Source organism: Micromonospora sp. CNZ309, assembly GCF_002846525.1.
In genome coordinates this window covers 2,505,687-2,527,649 of the sequence record NZ_PJNG01000001.1, presented here as the reverse complement: position 1 = coordinate 2,527,649, position 21,963 = coordinate 2,505,687, and the positions used below count along the sequence as shown (strand labels likewise).

The window sequence follows — 21,963 nt, the reverse complement described above, 5'->3', positions numbered from 1 at the left end:
GGGCATCCCAGGCGCCGCCTCAGGACCATCAGCAGCTGTGTACGACAGCCGATAGGGCTGGCGTGCCAGCGCGGACCGGCCGAGGACCGGCGGAGCGCGCCTGGGAGGGCGTCGCCACCCACCCGTCTCACCGTCGGCGAACCGCGTCCGCCGTCCGGACCGGCTTGCCTGAGCGCGAAATGGCACATCACCACCACCGCTGAGGACAACGAGAAGGAACGACATGAGAATCAAGAGAACCCTGCTGTCGACGGCGACTCTCGTCGTCGCACTGACCGCGGGTATGACGGTGGCGCTGGCCTCGACGGCCAGTGCCGGCACGACCCTGAAAGCATCCGCCGCCGAGAAGGGGCGCTACTTCGGCGCGGCCGTCGCGACGGGCAAGCTCTCCGACAGCCAGTACGTTGGCATCCTCAACCGCGAGTTCAACAGCGTCGTCGCCGAGAACGAGATGAAGTGGGACGCCACCGAGCCGCAACAGGGTCGGTTCACCTACACGGGCGGCGACCGTCTCGTCAGTCACGCACGGGCCAACGGCATGAGCGTGCGCGGTCACGCCCTGCTGTGGCACGCGCAGCAACCGGGTTGGGCGCAGGGGCTGTCCGGCACCACCCTGCGTAACGCCGCGATCAACCATGTCACCCAGGTGGCCGCCCATTTCCGTGGGCAGATCCACTCCTGGGACGTGGTCAACGAGGCGTTCGCCGACGGTGGCGGCGGCGGTCGGCGTGACTCGAACCTGCAGCGCACGGGCAATGACTGGATCGAGGCGGCGTTCCGCGCCGCCAGGGCGGCCGATCCCGGCGCGAAGCTGTGCTACAACGACTACAACACCGACGGCGTCAATGCGAAGTCGACCGGCATCTACAACATGGTGCGGGACTTCAAGTCCCGGGGCGTGCCGATCGACTGTGTCGGTTTCCAGTCCCACCTGGGCACCTCGCTGCCGGGGGACTACCAGGCCAATCTGCAGCGCTTCGCCGACCTCGGCGTCGACGTGCAGATCACCGAACTCGACGTCATGACCGGCTCCAACCAGGCCAACATCTACGCGACGGTCACCCGCGCCTGCCTGGCCGTCTCGCGCTGCAACGGCATCACCGTCTGGGGTGTGCGGGACAGCGACTCCTGGCGCGGCACCGACGACGCCCTGTTGTTCGATCGATCGGGCAACAAGAAGCCGGCGTACACCTCAGTCCTCAACGCCCTCAACGCCGGCGCCAACCCGCCCTCCACGCCTCCGCCGGGCACCCCGGTGGACACCAGTGCCTGGTACGTGCTGGTGAACCGGCACAGTGGCAAGGCGTTGGACGTGTACAACCTCGCGACCAATGACGGCGCCCGGATCACCCAGTGGGCCAGGAACAACGGCAACCAGCAGCAGTGGCAGTTCGTGGAGTCGGGTGGCGGCTACTACCGGTTGAAGTCCCGGCACTCCGGCAAGGTGCTGGACGTCTACAACTTCTCCACCTCCGACGCCGCGGCGATCGTGCAGTGGAGCGACGGCAACGGCATCAACCAGCAGTTCCGGCTCGCCGAGTCGGCCGGAGGTTACGTGCGCGTGATCAACCGCAACAGCGGCAAGGCCGTGGAGGTGCAGGGTGGGTCCACCGCCGACGGGGCGAACATCGTCCAGTACACCGACTGGGGCGGCAACAACCAGCAATGGCAACTGATCCGCATCGGGTAGCTGGTCCTCCGTCCGGTGCGCGGACGGCATCCGTTCGCGCCACCGCAGGCGGGCAGCCGGCCAAGGACGTGCGCCGGTGGCCGCATCGCGCCCGTACGACGAACACCGTGCTGACGCCACCAGACGTCGGCACGCACGCCAGGCCACCCGCAGGCGTTCCGCTCGCGGATGACCCCGACCAGAGGAGTGGACCATGAATGCCATCGGTGCGGGTCGTCGCGCCCTTCCACCGAGACATCGCTGGCGGTCAGGGCTGGCCGCGACGGCTGCGGCGGTCATCGCGGCCAGCACGTTGGTCGCCGTGGACGTGGCCCCCGCGGCTGCGGCGACCGTGGACACCAGCGCCTGGTACGTCTTGCTGAACAGGAACAGTGGCAAGGCGTTGGACGTGTACAACCTCGCCACCAATGACGGTGCGCGGATCACGCAGTGGGCGCGGAACAACGGCAACCAGCAGCAGTGGCAGTTCGTGGACTCGGGTGGCGGCTACTACAGGCTGAAGTCCCGGCACTCCGGCAAGGTCCTCGATGTGCACAACTGGTCGACCGCCGACGGCGGAGCGATCGTCCAGTGGTCCGACACCAACGCGACGAACCAGCAGTTTCGGCTCGCGGACTCGGACGGCGGTCACGTCCGGCTGATCAGCCGGCACAGCGGCAAGGTCGTGGAGGTGCAGGGTGCCTCCACCGCCGACGGTGGGAACATCGTGCAGTACTCCGACTGGAACGGTGCCAACCAGCAGTGGCAGCTTGTCCGCGTGGACAGCGGCAACCCGCCGTCGGGAGGCACCGGGTGCGGTAGGGCACCGACGCTGTCCAGCGGCACGCACACGATTCAGAGCAACGGCAAGAGCCGCTCCTTCATCCTGCGGGTGCCCACCAACTACAACAGCAACAACCCCTACCGGCTGATCTTCGCGTTCCACTGGCGCGGCGGCACCATGCAGGAGATATCCTCGGGCGGCACCAGCGGGACGGCCTGGTCCTACTACGGGCAGCAGGAGCAGTCGAACAACAGCGCGATCCTGGTCGCGCCCCAGGGAATTGGCAACGGCTGGGGCAACGCCGGCGGTGAGGACGTCACCTTCGTCGACGACATGATCAGACGGATCGAGAGTGACCTCTGCGTCAACCCGAGGCAGCGGTTCGCCCTCGGCTTCAGTTGGGGCGGCGGCATGAGCTATGCGCTCGCCTGCGCGCGGGCCACCGTCTTCCGGGCGGTCGCGGTCATCTCCGGCGCACAGATCAGCGGGTGCAGCGGCGGTACGCAGCCCATCGCGTACTTCGGGCTGCACGGCATCTCGGACAACGTCCTGAACATCTCGCAGGGGCGGTCGTTGCGCGACACGTTCGTCCGGAACAACGGTTGCACCGCCCAGAACGCGCCCGAGCCGGGGCCGGGCAGCCGTACGCACATCACGACCACCTACTCCGGCTGCAGGGCCGGCTACCCGGTCCAGTGGGCCGCGTTCGACAACGGTCACATGCCCGGGCCGGTGGACGGGACGTACGCCGAGAGTGGCGTCACCACCTGGACCAAGGGTGAGATCTGGAGGTTCTTCGCGCAGTTCTCGTGACGCAGACGGGTCAGCCGGCGCCGGCTTCCGCGATGCGGGGATCGGCGCCGGCTGACCTCGGGTCGAGATGGCGAGGATCCTGAGCGCGGCCTCCTGTCTGGCTCTCGAGCATGGCGTCGGGCACCCTTACCGCCCAGGAGCACGACGACTGGATCGCCGGGAAGCGGGACTGGAGCTCGGCCAACGTCAAGCGGATCTTCCAGCTTTGGAAGGAGGCCGGTGACGCGGGGATGAACAACGACGGGGCCAACTCGACCGCGATGTTCAACGACTCCTTCGCGCTCTTCCAGTCCGGCAAGGCCGCCCACGTCAAGGGCCTGAGGTCGAACGTCAGGCACTGGCAGGACTTCAACGAGTTCCTGACCGCCGACAAGCTCGGCGTCATGAAGGCTCCGGTCGTCACCGCTGGCACCACTGCGAGCCATCCGTACGACGGTGGCATCGGCTACGGGGTCGCCAAGTGGACGAAGACAAGGTGGCCGTCGACCTGGTGCGCTCCCTGACCTCGACCGAGGCGCTGAAGGCGTTCCACGCCGACGCGGACGCCATCGCCGCCGACGCCACGATCGACGTGTCACAGGGCGGTCCGGTTGTCGCCACCATCGTCTCCGAACTCAGGGGCGGCAAGCCCGCTCTGCACGTGGCCCTGTTCTCGAAGACGCTGGACCTGATGGGGCGGCTCTCCCAGCAATTGCTCAGCGGGTCGGTCACCGTCGACGAGGTGGTGAAGCAACTGGCCGCTTCCGACCAGGTGGGTTGACCTCGTGCCCATCGGAGACACGCGACCGTCGGTCCGTTCGGCGCAGCCGCCACGGGCCAGCGGGGCGGCGGTCACGTTCCCCGCCCCGCGAGCCGGCGCGCGTCCCCGGCGCGCCCGCGATGGCCTGAGGTCCGAACGCTTCGCCGCCTACGTCCTGGTCGCTCCGGCCGTGCTGACGATCGTGGCGCTGCGGCTCTACCCGTTGCTCCTCGGCGTCAACTTCTCCTTCACCGGTGACGGTGCGCAGAACGGGACGGCGGTCGGATTCGGCAACTACCGTGAGCTGTTCGAGGATCCGCTCTTCCGGACCGCGCTGGGCAACGTCGGGTTGCTGGTGCTGCTGCTTCCGGTGGCGGTGGCGATCCCCGGTCTGCTCGCGACGTTCAACCACCTCCGGGTGCCCGGCCACCGCTTCTACCGCAGCGTCTACTTCTTTCCGGCGGTGCTCTCCCCGGTCATCGTCGGTGCGATCGTCAACCTGCTGCTCGCCTTCGACGGCCCTCTCAACGCCGTCCTCGGGTCGGTCGGCGTCAGCCCGGTGGACTGGCCCGGGGACCCGGACCTCGCGATGTTCATGGTGGTGGGCGTGCACCTCTGGGCCACGTTCGGGATGGCCCTGGTGATGATCCTCGCCGGCTTCGCCACCCTGGACTCCGCGCTCCTGGACGCCGCCCGGGTGGACGGGGCGTCCCTACGTCAGGTCGTCTGGCATGTGATCGTCTCGAGCCTCACGCGCACCATCCAGTTCGTCATCGTGACCACGATGATCGGGATGCTGACCTCCATGTTCGGGCTGCTCTTCGTCATGACCAGCGGCGGCCCGGAGGGGTCGACGTACCTGCCGGAGTACTACATCTGGATCCAGCAGGTCCAGATGTACCGGCCGGCCCTCGCGTCGACCGCATCGACGATCCTCTTCGAGATCATGATCGTGGTGGGCTACTGCAGATCAAACTGCTCGAACGAACGGGAAGCAAGGACTGATGTCCCGCGTCCGTCTCGGACGATGGTTGGTCGCGATCCCGATGTCGCTGCTCGCGCTGGCGACGATCTACCCCCTGTTGTTCACCGCCAACGTCGCGATGAAGACGCGGCGTGACTACATCCTCGACCGGTTCTCCCTGGCCGACGCTCTGTGCTGGGAGAACGTCGACACCGCAGGGAGCAGCGTCGGCATGGGCCGCTACTTCGCGAACTCCCTGCTCGTGGTGACGACGTCGGTGGTCCTGCTGCTACTGCTGGGATCGATGGCCGGGTTCGGGCTCAGCCAGCTGCGGTTCCGCGGCTCGTCGGCGCTGTTCATGGGCTGCCTCGCGGGCCTGTTCGTCCTTTCAGGTGATCATGGTGCCGCTCGCCCGGATCATGGCCGACACCGCGCTTATCGACACGTACCCCGGCCTGGTCCTCGTCTACATGGCCCAGATCCTGCCCTTCACCGTCTTTCTGAGGACGAGTTACTACAAGGGCATCCCGCCCGAGATCGTGGATGCCGCCCGGACCGACGGCAACACCGTGTACGGCGTGTACCGGCGGATCATGCTGCCCCTGGGCACCCCGGCGCTGCTGTCGGTCGGCATCCTCGACGCTCTGTTCTGCTGGAACGACGTTCTCATGGCGTTGGTGATGATGCCCTCGGCCGAGCACCGGACGCTCATGGTCGGCGTCACCTCGTTGCGAGGCAGTACTCCGACGGCATCCCCACCTCCGCGCGCGTCCCGAGCGGGACGCGCGCGGATGGCCCGTCCGGTAGGGAACAGGCCCGGCGCGGGCGCCCGGCCTGTTCCCTACCGCTTCTAGACGAACCGCCAGCGCTGGTCGGCCGACCCGCTGTCGTTGCCGAGCAGGACCTGCGCGCCCTGGCTGCCGGAGCCGCCGCTGACGCCGAGGACTCGGCCGCCGTTGGCGCACTGGATACGAAAGTAGGCGTTACCGCCGTAGCGCAGCCGCCACCGGTGGTCGAGTGTGCCGTTGTCGGCCCACTGCACGATCCGGGCGCCGGCCGCGGCGGAACCACCCTCCACGGCGAGCACCTTGCCGCTGTGCGAGTTTCGTAGGCGCAGGTATCCGGCGGTGTCGACGATCGCGGTCCACAGGTGGTCGGCGGTGCCGCTGTCGCCCCATTGGATGACGAGGCCGCCGTCGGCGGTGGACATGTTCTGCACGCCGAGGACGAGCCCACTGGCGAGGTTCTGGATCCGGCGGGCGCCGTTGGGCAGGAACCGCCACTGGTTGTCCAGCGTGCCGTTGTCCTGGTCCTGCACCGCCTGGGCACCCTGGCTGACGGAGCCGTCGATGATGGCGAGGAGCTTGCCGGTGTGCGTGTTGCGCAGCTTGTGCGTACCGTCGCCCACGTCGACGATCGACCAGGTGTGATCGGCTGTGCCGTTGTCGGCCCACTGGAGGATCCGCGCGTTGTCGGCGGTGGACATGTTCTCCACCCCGAGGACCTTGCCGCTGTTGACGTTGCGGAGTCGGATCGCCGAGCCGTCGACCAGCAGCTGCCAGTCGTGGTCCGCCGTGCCGCTGTCACCCCACTGGATGGCGAGCCCGCCGTCGGCCATGGACATGTCGCGGATGCCGAGCACGAGACCACTGGCCGTGTTGGCCAGCCGGAAGCTCGCGACGGTGCCGTCGGCCGTCCCGTCAGCTCGCCAGTACACCGTGTAGTTGTGCCCGTGCGCGTCGTAGAACGGCCCGAGGTTGACGGTGACGCCGTTGGCGACTGCGGTGAAGGCCAGCGCGCTGCTGCTGGTACGGGTGATCGAGCCGCTGGTCAGCGAGGGCAGGTCGCTCAGGGCGGTGTTGCCGTAGTTTCCGGAGAGCACCACCGGGCCGTAGGTGACCGCCTGGACCGCCGCGTTGTCGTTGGCGGCAACCATCACGACGCGCATCGGCAGTCGGACCGTGACCGTGTCACCGGAGGCCCAGGATCGGGTGAGCTTGGCGTAGCTGCCCGGCGTCGCGGTGACGTTCTGCGGCGTGCCGTTGACACTGACGGTGGCACCGCTCGTCCAGCCCGGGATCCGGATCCGCATCGTCCACGAACCGCCGACCGACCCGGTGACGGTCAGGGTGGTGGTGTCGCCGACCGGGTACGACGTGGTCTGGGTAACCGTGATCGCCCGCTGTGTCCACGTGAGGACCGATGGCATGAACAGGTTCACGGTCAGCGTCGTGTCGTTGTGGAAGTAGATCGAGTCCATCAGCGTGGTATTGGTCTCCACGCCGGTGCCCTGACAGCACCAGAACGAGTTGTAGTCGGTGCTCCAGGTGCCGCCACCCCACGCCGGGCCGACGCCACGACGGCCGCCCGGGTTGAGCGGGGTGAAGTAGGTGACGTGCCCGTGGCTGTCGGCCGGATTCTGTTGGCCGATCATGTGGTTGAGCAGCGCACGCTCGTAGAAGTCGAAGTAGGCCGCCCGGTCTGGGTCGAGCAGCCACAGCTCCCGGGTCAGCTTGAGCATGTTGTACGTGTTACAGGCCTCGCAGGTGTCCGCGCGCAGATATCCGGCGATGGCGTTCGGTGCCCGGAAGTGTTCGGCCTGGCTGTTCCCGCCTATCACGTAGGTGTGCGCGTTGACGGTGATGTTCCATGCGTTGCTGGCGATGTCCCGGTACCGGGTGGTGCCGGTGGCCTTGTACTCGCGGGCGGCGCCGATCCACTTGGGCACCTGCGTGTTCGCGTGCAGCCCGTTGAGCTGGTCGGAATTGGCGGCGAGCGGATTGAGCACGGCGTTGTGGTCGAAGCGCTGCGCGGCGGTGAGCCAACGGGCGGTGCCGGTCTGCTGGTATAGGTCGGTCAGGACGGCGTTCATGCCGCCGAACTCGGTGCCCAGCATGGCCTGCATCTGGCTGGCGGTGAGCCGGCCGGTGCGCCAGTCGACCCATCCGGCGAGCGCCAGCAACACGTCGCGGGCCTGGGTGTTGCCGATGAGGCGCCAGACGTCGAGCAGCCCGGCGAGCGTCTTGTGGATGCAGTAGTACGGCACGTTGCCGTTGCTTAGCGTCCGTGCCTCGAGCGCGGTGAAGTCCGACTCGGGGAAGCCGGACAGGTAGCCGGTGTTGAAGCCGGCGGCGCCGTTGTTGGCCTGGCACTTCGCCAGCTCGGCCACCATCTGGTTGGCCTTGTCCCGGCAGGTGGTGTCCCCGAGGACGGCCCAGGCCTGGGCCCAGGCGGTCAGGAGGTGCCCCTGCATGTGGGTGCGGAAGGGGAACGTCGGCGCGTCCCAACCCCCGTTGGGCGTGGCACCGGCGGTGGAGAGCCGATGGTTGGCGCGGAAGTTGTAGAGCAACCGGTTGACATCCACGAAGCGCAGATAGTTGAGGGTGCGGTTCTGGTTGTCCTGCCAACGGCTCCCGGTCAGCCTGACCTGGCTCGGCTCGAACGCGTGGGCGGAGACACCTATGTCGGCGCGGGCCGGGGGCAGGGCGGCACTGGCGGCACCGGCGAGGGCGGGGCCGGCGGCGCTCGCGACAGCGGCTCCGCCGGCTGCCTTCAGCAGGGTACGACGGTTGACGAAGGGGGCGGGCATGTCGGCCTCCGTTGGTGGTGGTGGCGGGGTGGTGGGCTCGCGCGGCAGCGGGATCCTCACGAACTGATCCGGAAGGTGGCGTCCTGCCGCCTGCCCCGGCTCCTCGCGGCGGCGTCCGGCAGCCCGCTCCTGCCGGCCGGTGGCACTGGAGGGCGTGCTCAACGAGTTGGTGCGCTAGCAGCATCCGGCGGTGTGGATGGCAGCCGTGGCCGCCCCTGGTGCGACGGCGAGGTGGGTGGCGGTGGCCGCGCCGGCTGCACTGGGCGAAGCGCGTGCCAGGCGTCTCGTCTGCCGTGAAAGCGCATCGTGCGCGGTCCCCACAAGCACGGTCGGGCCGGCGGCGCTTCACCGACCCGTCAATGGCGAATTAATGGGTAGACTTCGATGTTATCGATAACATAGCCTCGGCCCCGGCTTCGCGCAAGACCTGGTGGTTCGCTTAGGCACGGCGTCCGGCTCCGTGGCGACGGTGAAGCACCTGAGCGCATCGCTGCCGGTGGCCCACCCGGGACCGGCTCGGAGGGCGTGTCGGATCACTCGGTTTCGCTGCCACGCCCGGGTGGCTCAGGTCGCGCCGATGGCGATGTGTTTCCGGATGCTCCAACGATCCAGCTCGTTAGCGATAACAGTGGCCCTCGCCGAACGACGGATCGCGAGTCCTCGATCGTCGATGCGGGTCGCGGGTGTAGCGACATTGCTCTGCGACCTGGTCAGGGTGGCGGGCGATGGTGGCCATCCGCCCGTGTCCACGGGCCAGGGACGCGAACGGCCAACGCGTCCGCGTCTCGGCATGCAACGGGGAGCGGCGGCTCGGCTGCGTCACTTCAGCGGGCTGGTCCGAGAACGTCTGTGTGATCATGCTGCGGTGGAGACCTGCCTCGCACCGCAGTCGATGAGCACACCGAGAGGCTCGTTGTGGCTACGGGGCATTTCGGATCGGCCAGCCACGACGAAGCCGTGGCCCAGCAGCGCCGCCTCGGCAGTACGTTCGCTCCGCTGGTCGTCGGCGGGAAGGTGGACCTGAGGTTCCCCCCGGGATGTGGACACCGGGTTATGCCGCGATCTGATGCAGCGTAGTCGGTGCGAGAGCCTGTTCGTAATTGGCGGGGCTGAGGTAGCCCAGCGCGGAGTGGCGTCGTCGGTGGTTGTAGAAGGCGATCCAGCGGAACACGTCACGGCGGGCGTCGGTCTCGGATGTCCAGTGTCGGCGGTCGACGTCGAGTTCCCGCTTCAGGGTGGCGAAGAACGACTCGGCCAGGGCGTTGTCGTACGACGAGCCGATCCGCCCCGTCGAGCGGCGGATGCCGTGCTGTTGGCAGGCGTCGGCGAAGTCGCCGCTGCCGTATTGGGCGCCCCTGTCCGAGTGGAAGATCACCCCGTCGACCCGGCCGCCGCGGGCGGCGACCGCCGCGTCGAGGGCGTCGATGACCAGTTCCGCGCGCATGTGGGTGTTGATCGACCAGCCGATCAGCCGTCGGGTGGCGATGTCGATGACCGTGGCCAGATAGAGCCAGCCGGCGCCGACGCGTAGGTAGGTGATGTCGCCGCACCATCGCTGGTCCGGTGCGGTGGCGGTGAAGTCCCGGCCGATCAGGTCCGGCACTGGTGGGGCGGCCGGGTCGGGGATGGTGGTGCGTTTGCGGCGGCGCAGGTGCCGGCCCACCACGTCACGTTGGCGCATGATCCGCTCCACCCGCTTGCGGTTGACGCGCACGCCCTGATCGTGCAGCTCGACGGTCACCCGCGGGGATCCGTAGGTGTCGCCCGAGCCGGCGTGGATGACCTTGATCTGTTCGGCGAGGGCGTCCTCGTCGGCGGCGCGAGCCTGCCGGGCGGGCTCGCTGGCGGTCCAGCGGTAGAACCCGGAGCGGGAGACCGCCAGGACCCGGCACAGCCGCTTGACGCCGAAGGCGGCACGGTGGGTGGAGATGAACCGGAAGCGGCTGGTCACCGATCCATCTCCTTCGCGAAATAGGCGGCTGCCTTGCGCAGGATCTCCTTCTCCTGCCGCAACTCCGCGACCTCACGCCGCAGGCGGGCGATCTCGGCGTCCTTGTCCGCCACCGACAACCCGTCCCCACCCGAGGCGGTCGCGGCGATCCCGCTCTGGCGTTCGGCGGCGCGGACCCAGTTCCGCAACGTCTCGTGACTCATCCCTAGCTCACGGGCCACCTGATTGATAGGCCGCTGCGACGAGCGGACCAGGTCGACCGCGTCACGCCGGAACTCTTCTGTGTACTTCGATGGACGCCCCAACGGGGACACCCCTTCCTCTGGACCAACATCCAGTCTCAGGGTGTCCACATCTCAGGGGGAAGCCCAGACCCCCTCGTGGCTGCCAAGCGGCCGGCGACCGTGGTAACGGAGCGGGTCCGGGCGGTGATGCGATGACCAGCGTGGAAACCTCAAGTCCTTGCGGCGAGGTGGACGGGATGACAGAGGGCCTCGCAGCCCAGGTGGCGCTTTTGACCAGGCAGGTCGCCGAACTTCAGCGGGTTGTCGCCGACCGCGTGGCCAGCGGCGGGGAGGGGCAGCCACCGGTGTACGTAACTGTCGAGGAGTGGGTCCGCGACTACCTTCTGCCGGGATTTCCCCGGCCGGTCGGCGAGGTTGGGCTGGTGCGGTGGCACTGGTGCGAGCAGTGGTGGCGCCACGACGAAGCTGTCACCCGGCTGACCGCCTTGTGGTACGGCTGGGAACACGCCCGGCTGGAGATGACCGGCATGCTCGGCTGACTGCGCGAACTGGACCACCACCTGCCGGTGCTGTTCGGCCCCGACGGCCCGTTCCGCTTCTGCGCCCCCGGCATCGACGGCAGCATTGCCCGACACAAGGCGCCTACCGTTGCTGCCTTCGAGCAAGCGCCGGAGCGGTGGTGGGACTGGTGGGATACCAAGTCCGCCCGAGTTCGCCAGGTGCTACAGGACGCGGGCGGCCAACGGGCCGCTGAGCTGCGTGAATACGGCGCAGACTACCTGGTCGACCTCGATCTGTTCGTGCCTCGATATACCGGCGCCGAGGGCGTATGGAGCGATAACAGCCTTGCCTGGATCGCCTACGCCTCACATGAAGGAACCGTAGCGTTCGGTGGGCTGCTGGCCACCGCCCTTACCACCCGATGGCCCGATGTCCGCCGATGGCACTGGTCCGGCTGGTAGCCGACCTCCTGACCCCGACTCCGGGCCAGCCGAAAGAACGTCCTCAACTCTGAGTTCCCCCCGCTTTGATGGAGCGGTGGTTACCTGCTCCCGGCTGGTGCCGGGATGGCGATAGGCGGCTCAGCTGGTTGCGTCTGGCGGCTGTGCCAGGCGGTCTCGTACTCGTTCGGGCTGAGGTAGCCCAGCTCGCGTTGGATGCGGCGGGTGTTGTACCAGCCGTCGATGTAGGCGAAGATCGCGTTCTCGGCCTCGTCGCGGGTCCGCCACGAGGTGCGGTAGACGAGTTCGATCTTCAACGTTGACCAGAAGTTCTCCATCAGCGCGTTGTCGTATGAGTCGCCGACGGAGCCCATGGAGGGCAGGATCCCGTTGTCCTGTAAGCGTTCTGAGAAGCGGAACGACGTGTAGTTCGATCCCCTGTCCGAGTGGTGGATCAACTGGCCGTCGCGGACGTCGCGCGACCAGATGCCGTATTCGAGGGCGGCGAGGATCAGGTCGGTGTCGCAGCGGTCGGAGGTCTTCCACCCCACGATCCGGCGGGAGAACACATCCCGGACCGCGGCGAGCCAGAACACCCCTTCGCCGCACGGTATGCGGGTGGCGTCGGCGACCCACAGGCGGTTCGGCCCCGCTGCGGTGAACTGCCGGTTGACCAGATCCGGCGCCGGGATGTGCCGCGGGTCCTGCCGGGTGGAGCCGCCGCGCCAGCCTCGACGCAGGAACGCCCCCTGCCAGCCCTGCTGCGTCATCAACCGCTCGACGCGTTTGCGGCCCACATGGATGCCGTCACGGCGCAGCTGCCGATGCACCCGGTCCGCGCCGTAGGTGCGCCCCGATGTCTCCCAGATCTCGTGGATGTTGGAGATCAGCCCCAGGTCGACCACGTCGCGGTCGCAGGGCTGCTCGGCCTGCTTCACCCACGCGTAGTAGGTCGAGGCGCCGATGTTCAGGACCCGTAGCAGGAGCGCGACCGCGAACTGGTCACGATGTTCGTGGATGAACCTCATGACCGTCGCCGGGTCGGGTCGAGCTCCGCCGCGAAATACGCGCTCGCCGCCTTCAGGATCTCGTTCGCCCGACGCAGCTCGACGACCTCCCGGCGCAGCCGGCGGTTCTCCTCGGCCATCTCGCTGGTCGGCCGGTCGTGACGCTCGTCGGCGTCGGCCTCGGCCTGCCGGATCCAGTTCCTGAGCGCCTCGTGATGCACGCCGAGCTGCTCGGCCAGGCGCCGGATCACCGGCTTCGGGTCCGACTCGCGGTACAAACGCACAGCGCGCTGACGTAGCTCATCGGGGTACTTCTTCGGTGCTGCCACGGACGACTTCCTCCCCCACGGCCATCAGACCATGGTCAAGAAGCTCCATGAAAGCGGGGGTGGCTCAACTCGGCAGTTCCGGGTGTTGCCGGCTCGGGGTGCCGCCCGCCACTGAGTGTGATGACTCCAGGCCGACTGCCGCGCACGGACGGCGGCATGAGAGTGCACCGAGCGGGCCGCCGCGTCGACCGCGTCGCTTGATGGTTCGGGCTTCCGTGTGTGCTTCAGCAGGTCGACTGGCTCTGGCGGGCATAATGCCTGGGTGGAGTGGCCCTTGAGGGTGCGGACCCCGATGGTTGACGGTGACGTGGTGTTGCGCCCGTACAACGCTGAGCGGGACTTTCCAAACCTGTTCCGGGTGCTGGATGACCCGATCGTCTGGCTACACATCCCCGGAGGGGCCCCGGACTCAGCCGCTACGCTGGCTACCCGGTTTGCGAGGCGCCTGGCTGACGGCCTGCGTTCGACATGGGTCATCGAAGTCGCCGGTGACGTGGTAGGCACCAGATCCTTCCTCCTCGACCCCGACGACGATGCCGGTGTGGAGATCGGGTCGACGTACCTGTCGCCACGACTGTGGGGTAGCGGCGTCAATCGCCGGACGAAGCAGTTGATGGCGTCCGCGGCGTTTGACGATGGCGCGGCATCGGTGCAGTTCCGCACCGATGAACGCAACCTACGCTCGGCTGCGGCCATCCTCAAGCTCGGCGCAGTAGAGCTTCCCGCTCGCGAAGACCGGTGGATCCGAACCGACGGCACGCGGCGAGTAAGCCGCTTCTTCAGGCTCTCTTCAGGCGTTCGACGCCTCCGCCATCCCGTCGTCTGACGAGAAGCCGGCGCTACTCATCGGCACGCCCTGATGCACCCGTGAGCTGGGGTACCTTGCGTGACGAGCGCTTCGCGGCGATAGCGGATGCTGACCGCCGCCGTCGCTGATGGGATGATCGTCGGCATGGACGCGAGGCCGCTGACTCAGCGAGAGCGAGCGGTGCTTGAGGCGCTGCTGGCTGTTGAATTCCAGGGCGTTGAAACCCTGCGGCGCCAGACGGGGGAAGTGGTCGTCGTCGGCACGTGCGGCTGCGGATGCCCGTCCATCGACTTCCAGCACGGGCACGGCCTCGGGATGGCCATAAGAGTCAATGCGGGCGTTCGAGGCTCCCATGACGGTCTGTTCCTATACACGATCGAGGACCGCCAGCGGGGGAAGGCCTCGGCGGCATCGAGTGGGTCGGCGTCGAGGACACGGATCCAGATGAGCTTCCATCGCCCGAACTGCTCGACATCCGGGCTGCTTGATTCGCCAGCCCACCCACCGCTCGCTCATAGGCATGAGCGGGCATTCAGGCGGTCGGCGCCGGTCGCTCCTCCCGTTAGGCGACGTGACCCGGCTCGTTGAGATCGGATCCCCGTGGGCCCCTCATGAGCGTCCTGGTGCGCCAGGTTCGGCAACTGCGGATGCAGCGCAGAGTAATTGTCAAATCCTGTGGTTGGCCCAGGCTGCGCGTAGCCATTGATCGAGGAGTGCGAAGTCATCGTCAGTGAGGCCGCGTGAGGACACGACGTGATGGAGGAGGGCTCGGCCGGTATGGTGCGCCGACACCCAGTCCCGATCGGCGTCGGTGATCTCGTCGTCGACCCAGGCGAACGGGTGTCCATCCGCCCACGCCACCACGGTCCGGGTTTTCCAGTGAAGGCCGAACCACTGGTCCTCACGCTCGTGCTCGTCGGAGGCCTCCGGCCAGGACACGACTGGTAGGCGTGGCAACCCGATCCGGGGCGCGATCTCGGCGTTCGCCTCCTCTTCCCAGGTCGTGGCCCAGACCAGCGCACATGGCAGCGCCGCCAGACGGTGCCCGACTTGTGGGTCGAGCCGCGCCAGATGCGAGGTCGATGCGTCGCCTGGCGTTCCGCGCTGCGGGCCGTCCCGGAACGGCAGGAGCGGCCCGTCGACGTCGAGGAACAGCGGGGGCAGGCCGTCGAGGGCCTGCCCTCCGTTCGCTGCGCACTGGCCCCGCGCCGGCGGCAGACCTCGGGCAGACCCGGGGACGGGGCGGGTGGGTGCGGGTGCCGCGGTACCTGCACCCACCCGCCCGAACGCGATGCGACGAGCGCGGTGGGGAATCTTCAGAGGGTGAAGACGACCGTGGAGATGCTGCGTGCGCCGATGTTGACGCTGACCTGCCCTCCGTTCACGCTGGTCGGCTGGCTGGCCGCATTGGCGTTCTGCGAGGTGAGGTAGTGCTCCGCCCTCGTCACGTTCTGCGGTGCCTGGATCACGGCATTGTCGACCGCGCTCGCCGAGCGGTTGAGGATCACCAGCGTGATCTTTCCACCACCCTGGTAGGCGGTGACCTCCAGCGGTGAGGCCTTGGAACTCTTCGTCAGGGCGACCCGCTGGTAGCCGGGGCGGACGTACTTGGCGTACTGCGAGAACGCGTACCCACGCTTCAGCGGAGCACCCGCGATCGTGCCGTAGGCGGCCTCCCCGTCGCCGATGAAGGAGTAGTAGCGCTTGCCGTACCACCAGATGTAGGCACTCCAGTTCGATTCCATCGACTTGTGCACCGTGCGCATGATGTCGTCGAGCGTCTCGTTCCAGACCGCCTGGTTGCCGGGGTTGCCCCAGATGTTGGAGCCACTGCCGTCGGCCTCGTGCAGGTTCCACTCGGTCATCCACACCGGCTTGTTGTGCAGGTCGGCCAGGGAGTACGGCTTCAGTCGACCGGAGTCCTCGGTGCCGTACAGGTGTCCGCCGATGTAGCCGATGATGTTCCGGGCACTCGTGTCGTTCAGTGTCGGGTCGGTGTAGTTGTAGTTCAGGTTCACCGCCTCGGCGACCATCAGCTTGGTGTTCTGCACCTTCGTACCCTGGTCGCGGACGAAGTTCCGCAGCTCGGTGCCGCTCCAGTCCATCGAGTCGTAGTTCGGGTGCCAGTCCGGCTCGTTCTGCACCGAGGTGACATCAACGGTCACCCCCTGGCTGCGCATGTACTGGACGTAGCTGTTCAGATGGTTCGCGTAGTCGTCGTAGTAGTCGGTCTTCAACTTGCCACCGTTGGTCCGGCTGTTGTTGGTCTTCCACGCTGCCGGCGCTGTCCACGGCGACCCGAGGATCTTCACCCCCGACCCGTACGACTTCGCCGTCTTCAGGGCGTTCACCTGTGTCGGCCATTCACCGGAGACCGGCGAGATGCCGGTACGCACGATCGACAGGCCCAGCTGGTTGGCGCCCATCCCGACCAGGGTCTGCGTCTCCGCTGCCGACCAGGTGCCACCCCAGATCGGTGTCGCGGCTCCGAACCCGTCGATCGTCTGGTACCTGGTCGCGCTGTCGACCATGATGTCCGCTGGCCCGCTGGGCGGCGGCGTGGTGGACGGTGGCGCGGTCGGCGGGGTGGTCGGAGCCGTGCCGCCGGTGCAGGCCACCCCGTTCAGGGCGAAGTTGGTGGGAGCGGGGTTGCTGCCGGCCCACGAGCCGTTGAAGCCGAAGGAGGTGGTGCCGTTCGTCGGGATGGCGCCGTTGTGACTGACGTTCTTGGCGGTGACCGCGGGACCGCTCTGGGTGAGAGCCGTGTTCCAGGCCTGCGTGACGGTCTGGCCGGCACTGTAGGTCCAGGTCAGCGTCCAGCTCGTGAGCGGATCACCGAGGTTGGTGATGATGACGTTGGCACCGAAGCCACCCGGCCACTGAGACGACACCGTGTGGTCCACGGCGCAGCCGGCCGCGGCGGCCCCGGCCGGCAACGCCCCGGCGACTGCGACCGAGGCCAGCAGGACAGTGCCAGCCGACACCAGGGCGGTGCTGGTCGCCCTGCGTCTTCTCCCGATCGACGGAGATGTACCTGAGGCAGACATGATTCTCCTTTGATGACCGAGCCGAACGGTCTACTCGAAGATGGGCGTACCGCGACGTGTGGCCGGGTGCAGGCGTCGACGGGGCGTCTGCATGCCCCGGCGCACGGCGGATTCGAGATTGACGAAGCAGGCTCGCCCGGTAAGCCACAGGTGTCGTCGTCTCTGGCCATCGACTGTGAGCGATAACATGCCGCTCGTCAAGTCATGGTGTTCCGGCCACTTGCCGCTGGCATGCCCGCCCCTGGGCGACCCGCCGGCGGCGCTCCGGGCAGCGTGGCTTCTGGGTCAGGGCCGGGGGCCCCGACACTCCGCGGCGCCAGGAGTGACACCATCGGGTGAGCGATCGGCGGCGCGGCTGCGTGGTCCCGCTCCTCGTGGGAACTTGGCTCGGTCACCGGCGGTGCTGGAGCGGCTGTCGGCCGTCTCTCCGACCCATCGAGAGCGTCCACCACCGACACGGCATTGCCCGCCCTCGGTCAGTCAGGTGGCGGGGGGAAGTCGCCGCCGTCCCGGGAAGTCGCAATGCCATGATCGCCCGCACGGACGGTAGCCGCGGAGCGGCTTATGGTCAGGCGTCATCGACGGAGCCTGGAATCCTGCTTGAATATGCCATGTGTGGACAGACGCTGTCCCGTGTTGGCTGACGATGATCGGGGTCAACTCGAACCGGCCTAAATCCCCTGACGCCTTCCAAGTCTCCAAGCGCCAAAGACGCTCGACCCGTCCAGGTCGCCAGCCTTTCCAGCAGTAACAATAGCCAGGGGTGGCCTCAGGCGCGGGGAAAGATCCCACCATCGTCAAGGTGCTCAGGCGGATGCTTCGGAGCCGGATGCCGGGTTGAGCAAATACGACCTGTACCAGACATAGCGTGCGAATGCAGTGCCTTGCGTGGCCCAGGGTGCGCGGCTACGCTCGCCCCATCGAAAATCGCCCATTGGTGCGAACTGCCGTTCCACGCTCCGTTGTTTGCACGAGTTCGTAGTCGCTCCACGGGGGAGTTGGTCCGATGTCTGCTGACGGCAAACGTCGAATTCGTCCAGCGCTGCCGATCGCGCCTTACCTGTGAATCGTCGCGCCTTCCTCGGGTGACTGTCTTTCATTCGGGGGGCCAGATCCGCAGGCGGTGTCACGCGCCGCAAGGCGCGGATCCGGGTTGCAGTCCGGCCGTGCAACTGCGTAACGGAGGTCTTCAGTTGCAGTTCGTTTCCGAGGGCTCCGCCCTGATGTCGGGACGCTTGTCCAGCGGTCCGTCCCGTCAGGTGCATGAAGAAATCCTCCGGCCGCAGTTCATCTTCGACATGACTCACCTGCTTCCGCACTATCTCGCTGTGGAAGTGGTTCTCCTGTTCGAGTACGAGCGGATGGGGGTCATCACCGGCGATCAGCGACGAGACATCACGGACATACTGGGCGGGATCGACGAATCCACGCTCAGCGCGGACCCCTCCACCAACATGTCCGATACGTCGATGGCCATCGAACAATGGGTGCATCGTCAGCTGACCGGGCCGGTCCCGGCCTGGCACGTCGATCGCAGTCGTAACGATTCCCAGGCGACCGCACACGCTCTCGCGGCACGCGAGTGGTTCGGTGGGGCGGCGGAGGACCTGCTGGGCCTCGGTGAGTCCGTCCATCGACTCGCCAACGCTACGACCGACATGCTGATGCCGGGATACACCCATCTCCAGGCAGCCCAGGTGATCACTCCCGGCTTCTATCTGGCCGCCCTCTCCCAGCAGATCCTGCACAACCTGCGCCGGTGGCTCGCCACCTATGACAGCAACGACCTCTCACCGCTCGGCGCGGGCTCGATGGCAGGTCAGCAGCTGCCCTGGGACCGTCACCGCATGGCGCACCTGCTCGGCTTCGCGGGACCGGTTCCGCACGCCCTGACCGCGGTGGCGTCCCGGTCGCTGGCCCTGGAGATGATGGCGGAGTTCTCCATTCTGGGAGCCGAGCTGAGCCGCTTCGTCACTGACCTCATGACCTGGGGTAGCAACGAGTACGCCTTCATCGACCTACCTGACGAGCTTTCCGGCATCTCGGCGGCGATGCCGCAGAAGAAGAACTTCCCGATCCTGGAGCGGATCCGCGGCAAGCTGGCGCATCTCGGCGCCTTCGGTGTGGACATCGTCCTCGCCCAACGCTCGACGCCCTATTCCAACATGGTGGAGGTGTCCAAGGAGGCGACCGCGAACCTCCATGTCTCCGTCTCCACCACGCGGACGGCTCTGCGGCTCCTCTCGACCGTCATCGACAACCTGCGTTTCCGATCCGACCGGATGCGCGAGGCCTGCCGGCGGGAGTATCTGGGCGCGTTCGCACTGGCGAACGACCTGACCCTCAACGACGGGATCCCCTGGCGCGACGCCCAGATCGTCGTCGGGCAGTACATCGCCGCCGCCGTCTCCTCCGGCATCCCGCCCCATCCCGGAGACCCCGGGCTGTTTGCCGAGGTCGCCGGCCGGCACGGATATCAGGTCTCCGACGCCGCACGCGTGCTCGCCAACGCCTTCGACATCGAAAACGCAATTCGTGACAAGCGGTCGACGGGCTCGGTCAATCCCCAGGCGTTGGCCGACCTGCTCGCCAGCCAGGCGGACGACTTCCGACTCCTCCGGCAGCAGTGGGACGACCGTCGTGAACGGCGAGGTTCCGCTCGGGCCCTGCTCGGGCGTCAGCGTCGAATCGGGGAAGAATGACGATCTTGAGCGGAGCAGCCCGGGTGGGCGCTAACGACGTCGGCACCGACGCACGATCGGGGGTCAGCGCGTGATCTTCCAGAACGTCGTCGACGCCATCGGGCACACGCCGTTGATCAGGCTGAGGATGGATGTCGACCCGCGCGTCCAGGTGTACGCCAAACTCGAACTCCAGAACCTCTTCGCGATGAAGGACCGAGTCGCCCGCCACGTGATCCTCGAGGCCAGGCGGCTGGGCGTCCTCCGACCGGGCGCGCCGATCGTCGAGAGCTCCTCCGGCACGATGGCGCTGGGAGTCGCCCTCGTCGGAACCGCCCTGGGACATCCGGTGCACGTCGTCACCGACCCCCGCATCGACCCCGTGACGCTCGCCAAGCTGCGCGCCCTGGGCTGCCAGGTGCACGTCGTCGACCGGATGTCCAGCCAGGGCTGGCAGGGGGCCCGCCTCGAACGGCTGCACGAGCTCCTCGAAGGCCTGCCGGGTGCGTTCTTCCCCGAGCAGTACCGGAACCCGGACAACCCGGGCGCGTACCGGTCCCTGGCCGGCGAGCTGCTGGGGGACCTCGCCTCCTTCGACGTCCTGGTCGGGGCGGTCGGCACTGGTGGATCGCTGTGCGGCTCGGCCCGTGCGCTGCGACGCGCGCTGCCCGAGCTGCGAGTGGTGGGGGTGGACTGCGTGGGCAGCGTGCTGTTCGGTCAACCGGACGTGCCCAACAGGCTGCAGGGCGGACTCGGCAACAGCCTCGAGCCCGCCAACCTGGACCGTCGCCAGATCGACGAGGTGCACTGGCTCAACGACCGGGAGGCCTTCGGCGCCACCCGGGACCTGGCCCGCGAGCAGCAGATCTTCGGCGGCAACACGTCGGGATCGGTCTACCAGGTGTTGAAGGACGTGGCTCGCCGGGCGGAGCCGGGGACCGGATCGTCGGCATCTTCCCCGATCGCGGCGACCGGTACGCGCAGACCGTCTACGACGACGGATGGGCCGCCGACCGCCTCCACGAAATGGACGCGGCGGACCGACCGCGTCCGATCAACCCCGGCGAGGTCGCCGTGAGCTGGTCGCGGACGCACGACGTCCCGCGCACGAACGACGAGCGGTACCTGTTGTTCCTGGAGGCGAACACGAGCGGCACCGGCGTGCTCGCCCTGGGCGTCGCGCGACAGATGGGGCTGCGTCCGGTACTGCTCACCGACCGTCCCGACCGCTACCCGGGGCTCGCCGACACCGACTGCGAGGTCCTCGTCTGCGAGACCCACGACCTGCCGGGCCTGCGCTCGCTCATCCAGGGCAGGTTCCGTCGTGAACAGCTCGCCGGGGTGACGACGACGAGCGACTTCTACACCGTGCTCGCCGCCGAGCTGGCCGACTGGCTGGGACTGCCGGGCAACCCGCCGGCAGCCGTGGCCGCCTGCCGGAACAAGGCCCTGCTGCGGGAGGCGCTGCGCGACAGCGGGATCCGGCAACCCCGCTTCGTCGCGGTGACGGACCCGGCACGGGCCGCTGCCGCGGTGAGCGAGGTCGGACTGCCGTGCGTGGTCAAGCCCGCGGACGACTCCTCATCGAACGCCGTGCTGCTCTGCGCCACCGTCGAGGAGGCGACGGCGCACGTGGAGACGGTCCTGGGGATGCGCTTCAACGTCCGGGGAATGCCGACCGCCCGCTGCGCACTGGTCGAGGAGTACGTGCGGGGCGCCGAGTTCAGCGTCGAGGTGTTCGGCGAGAGCACCGGGAACCGCTGTCTCGGGATCACCGAGAAGCGGGTGACCGGTGGGCCGCACTTCGTGGAGCTCGGTCACGTCTTTCCCGCGGACCTGCCGGCGGATCAGGCGATCGACATGGTGGATGCCGTCCTGCGGGCGCTCGCCACGGTCGGGATGTCACACGGGGCGACCCACACCGAGGTACGCCTCACGCCGTCCGGCCCGGCCATCATCGAGATCAATCCGCGCCCGGCCGGCGGGATGATCCCCGAGCTCTACCGCCTCGCCACCGGCTCCAACCTGCTCGCCGCGCAGCTGGCCGCGGCCGTGGGAGAACCGACCCGGCTCTCCTCGACCACGCACGGGTACGCCGGGATCGAGTTCCTGGTGGCCGCTCGACCCGGCACGCTGCGGGGTACCGCGGGCGGGGCGGAGATCGCGCGCCTCGACGGCGTCGAACAGGTGACCGTGACGGCGTCCCCCGGCACGTCCGTGCGACCACCACGAAACGCCTACGACCGGCTGGGGTACGTCATCGCCACGGGCTCCAGCAGAGCGGAGGTGATCCACCGGATCCACACCGCCGTGGACCAGGTCCGGCTGCTGGTCGACGAGGACAGCCCGGTCGCCGTCAGTGACGAAGCGTCCCTGGCCCCGGCCCACTGAGAGAC

19 protein-coding genes are annotated in these 21,963 nt (G+C 67.9%); 12 read left to right on the top strand and 7 right to left on the bottom strand.

The window, feature by feature from the left end; all coding sequences use genetic code 11:
• The first annotated feature begins 223 nt into the window (after positions 1–223).
• The 6 genes from CLT72_RS09980 to CLT72_RS32600 all read left to right on the top strand — a co-directional run bounded on the left by CLT72_RS09980 (position 224) and on the right by CLT72_RS32600 (position 5,823).
• Entirely contained in the window at positions 224–1,690 is a 1,467-nt protein-coding gene (locus CLT72_RS09980; protein ID WP_101411076.1) for an endo-1,4-beta-xylanase, read from the top strand.
• A gap of 193 nt (positions 1,691–1,883) precedes the next feature.
• Entirely contained in the window at positions 1,884–3,266 is a 1,383-nt protein-coding gene (locus CLT72_RS09975; RefSeq protein ID WP_101411074.1) for an RICIN domain-containing protein, read from the top strand.
• Positions 3,267–3,376: 110 nt separating this feature from the next.
• On the top strand, positions 3,377–3,769 hold the full coding sequence (locus CLT72_RS32610; RefSeq protein ID WP_250101223.1) for a type 2 periplasmic-binding domain-containing protein: 393 nt from the start codon (positions 3,377–3,379) through the stop codon (positions 3,767–3,769).
• Positions 3,742–4,026, top strand: coding sequence for a hypothetical protein (locus CLT72_RS32605; RefSeq protein WP_250101224.1), 285 nt, complete (start codon positions 3,742–3,744; stop codon positions 4,024–4,026). Before CLT72_RS32610 ends, CLT72_RS32605 begins: the two co-directional genes overlap by 28 nt.
• Positions 4,027–4,195: 169 nt before the next feature.
• Entirely contained in the window at positions 4,196–5,125 is a 930-nt protein-coding gene (locus tag CLT72_RS09965) for a carbohydrate ABC transporter permease (RefSeq protein WP_486484206.1), read from the top strand.
• A gap of 242 nt (positions 5,126–5,367) precedes the next feature.
• A complete protein-coding gene (locus CLT72_RS32600; RefSeq protein ID WP_250101226.1) occupies positions 5,368–5,823 on the top strand; it encodes a carbohydrate ABC transporter permease in 456 nt (151 codons plus the stop codon).
• Here the strand turns inward: CLT72_RS32600 and CLT72_RS09955 are convergent.
• Both CLT72_RS09955 and CLT72_RS09950 read right to left on the bottom strand, forming a co-directional pair.
• Positions 5,820–8,558 carry a beta-L-arabinofuranosidase domain-containing protein gene (locus CLT72_RS09955; RefSeq protein WP_101411072.1) on the bottom strand — a complete coding sequence of 913 codons (2,739 nt, stop codon included), beginning with the start codon at positions 8,556–8,558 and terminating at the stop codon, positions 5,820–5,822. The two genes, CLT72_RS32600 and CLT72_RS09955, sit on opposite strands and share 4 nt — an antisense overlap.
• Before the next feature lie 1,051 nt (positions 8,559–9,609).
• A protein-coding gene (locus CLT72_RS09950) for an IS3 family transposase (RefSeq protein WP_486484205.1) occupies positions 9,610–10,814 on the bottom strand; the annotation gives its coding sequence in 2 pieces (ribosomal slippage) (positions 9,610–10,580 and positions 10,580–10,814; 1,206 coding nt in all).
• Between the two features lie 176 nt (positions 10,815–10,990).
• Here CLT72_RS09950 and CLT72_RS32595 point away from each other — a divergent pair.
• Positions 10,991–11,293: a DUF4913 domain-containing protein gene (locus tag CLT72_RS32595; RefSeq protein WP_250101227.1), complete on the top strand. Its 303-nt coding sequence runs from the start codon at positions 10,991–10,993 to the stop codon at positions 11,291–11,293.
• Positions 11,294–11,320: 27 nt separating this feature from the next.
• Positions 11,321–11,716, top strand: a complete 396-nt coding sequence (locus tag CLT72_RS32590) for a hypothetical protein (RefSeq protein WP_250101228.1) — start codon at positions 11,321–11,323, stop codon at positions 11,714–11,716.
• Positions 11,717–11,796: 80 nt separating this feature from the next.
• On the opposite strand, the gene CLT72_RS09935 is transcribed toward CLT72_RS32590, so the two are convergent.
• Positions 11,797–12,723, bottom strand: coding sequence for an IS3 family transposase (locus CLT72_RS09935; protein WP_101411066.1), 927 nt, complete (start codon positions 12,721–12,723; stop codon positions 11,797–11,799).
• Positions 12,720–13,031, bottom strand: coding sequence for a transposase (locus CLT72_RS09930; protein ID WP_101411064.1), 312 nt, complete (start codon positions 13,029–13,031; stop codon positions 12,720–12,722). The genes CLT72_RS09935 and CLT72_RS09930 overlap by 4 nt, the downstream gene beginning before the upstream one ends.
• A gap of 292 nt (positions 13,032–13,323) precedes the next feature.
• On the opposite strand from CLT72_RS09930, the gene CLT72_RS09925 reads away from it, so the two are divergent.
• The gene (locus CLT72_RS09925; RefSeq protein WP_144082227.1) at positions 13,324–13,857 is read left to right on the top strand and encodes a GNAT family N-acetyltransferase; all 534 of its coding nucleotides are present in this window, start codon (positions 13,324–13,326) and stop codon (positions 13,855–13,857) included.
• Here the strand turns inward: CLT72_RS09925 and CLT72_RS31870 are convergent.
• The 3 genes from CLT72_RS31870 to CLT72_RS09910 all read right to left on the bottom strand — a co-directional run bounded on the left by CLT72_RS31870 (position 13,822) and on the right by CLT72_RS09910 (position 16,886).
• Positions 13,822–14,193, bottom strand: coding sequence for a hypothetical protein (locus CLT72_RS31870; protein WP_158242007.1), 372 nt, complete (start codon positions 14,191–14,193; stop codon positions 13,822–13,824). The genes CLT72_RS09925 and CLT72_RS31870 overlap by 36 nt on opposite strands.
• A 312-nt stretch (positions 14,194–14,505) precedes the next feature.
• Positions 14,506–15,117 carry an HAD domain-containing protein gene (locus CLT72_RS09915; protein WP_250101230.1) on the bottom strand — a complete coding sequence of 204 codons (612 nt, stop codon included), beginning with the start codon at positions 15,115–15,117 and terminating at the stop codon, positions 14,506–14,508.
• A 38-nt stretch (positions 15,118–15,155) separates the two neighbouring features.
• On the bottom strand, positions 15,156–16,886 hold the full coding sequence (locus CLT72_RS09910; RefSeq protein WP_101411060.1) for a cellulose binding domain-containing protein: 1,731 nt from the start codon (positions 16,884–16,886) through the stop codon (positions 15,156–15,158).
• Between the two features lie 1,193 nt (positions 16,887–18,079).
• Here CLT72_RS09910 and CLT72_RS09905 point away from each other — a divergent pair.
• The 3 genes from CLT72_RS09905 to CLT72_RS32580 all read left to right on the top strand — a co-directional run bounded on the left by CLT72_RS09905 (position 18,080) and on the right by CLT72_RS32580 (position 21,958).
• Complete coding sequence (locus CLT72_RS09905; protein ID WP_101411058.1) at positions 18,080–19,588, top strand: lyase family protein; 1,509 nt, start codon at positions 18,080–18,082, stop codon at positions 19,586–19,588.
• A gap of 70 nt (positions 19,589–19,658) precedes the next feature.
• Positions 19,659–20,645, top strand: coding sequence for a PLP-dependent cysteine synthase family protein (locus CLT72_RS32585; RefSeq protein ID WP_250101233.1), 987 nt, complete (start codon positions 19,659–19,661; stop codon positions 20,643–20,645).
• On the top strand, positions 20,594–21,958 hold the full coding sequence (locus CLT72_RS32580) for an ATP-grasp domain-containing protein (RefSeq protein ID WP_396802751.1): 1,365 nt from the start codon (positions 20,594–20,596) through the stop codon (positions 21,956–21,958). Before CLT72_RS32585 ends, CLT72_RS32580 begins: the two co-directional genes overlap by 52 nt.
• The last annotated feature ends 5 nt before the right edge of the window (positions 21,959–21,963 follow it).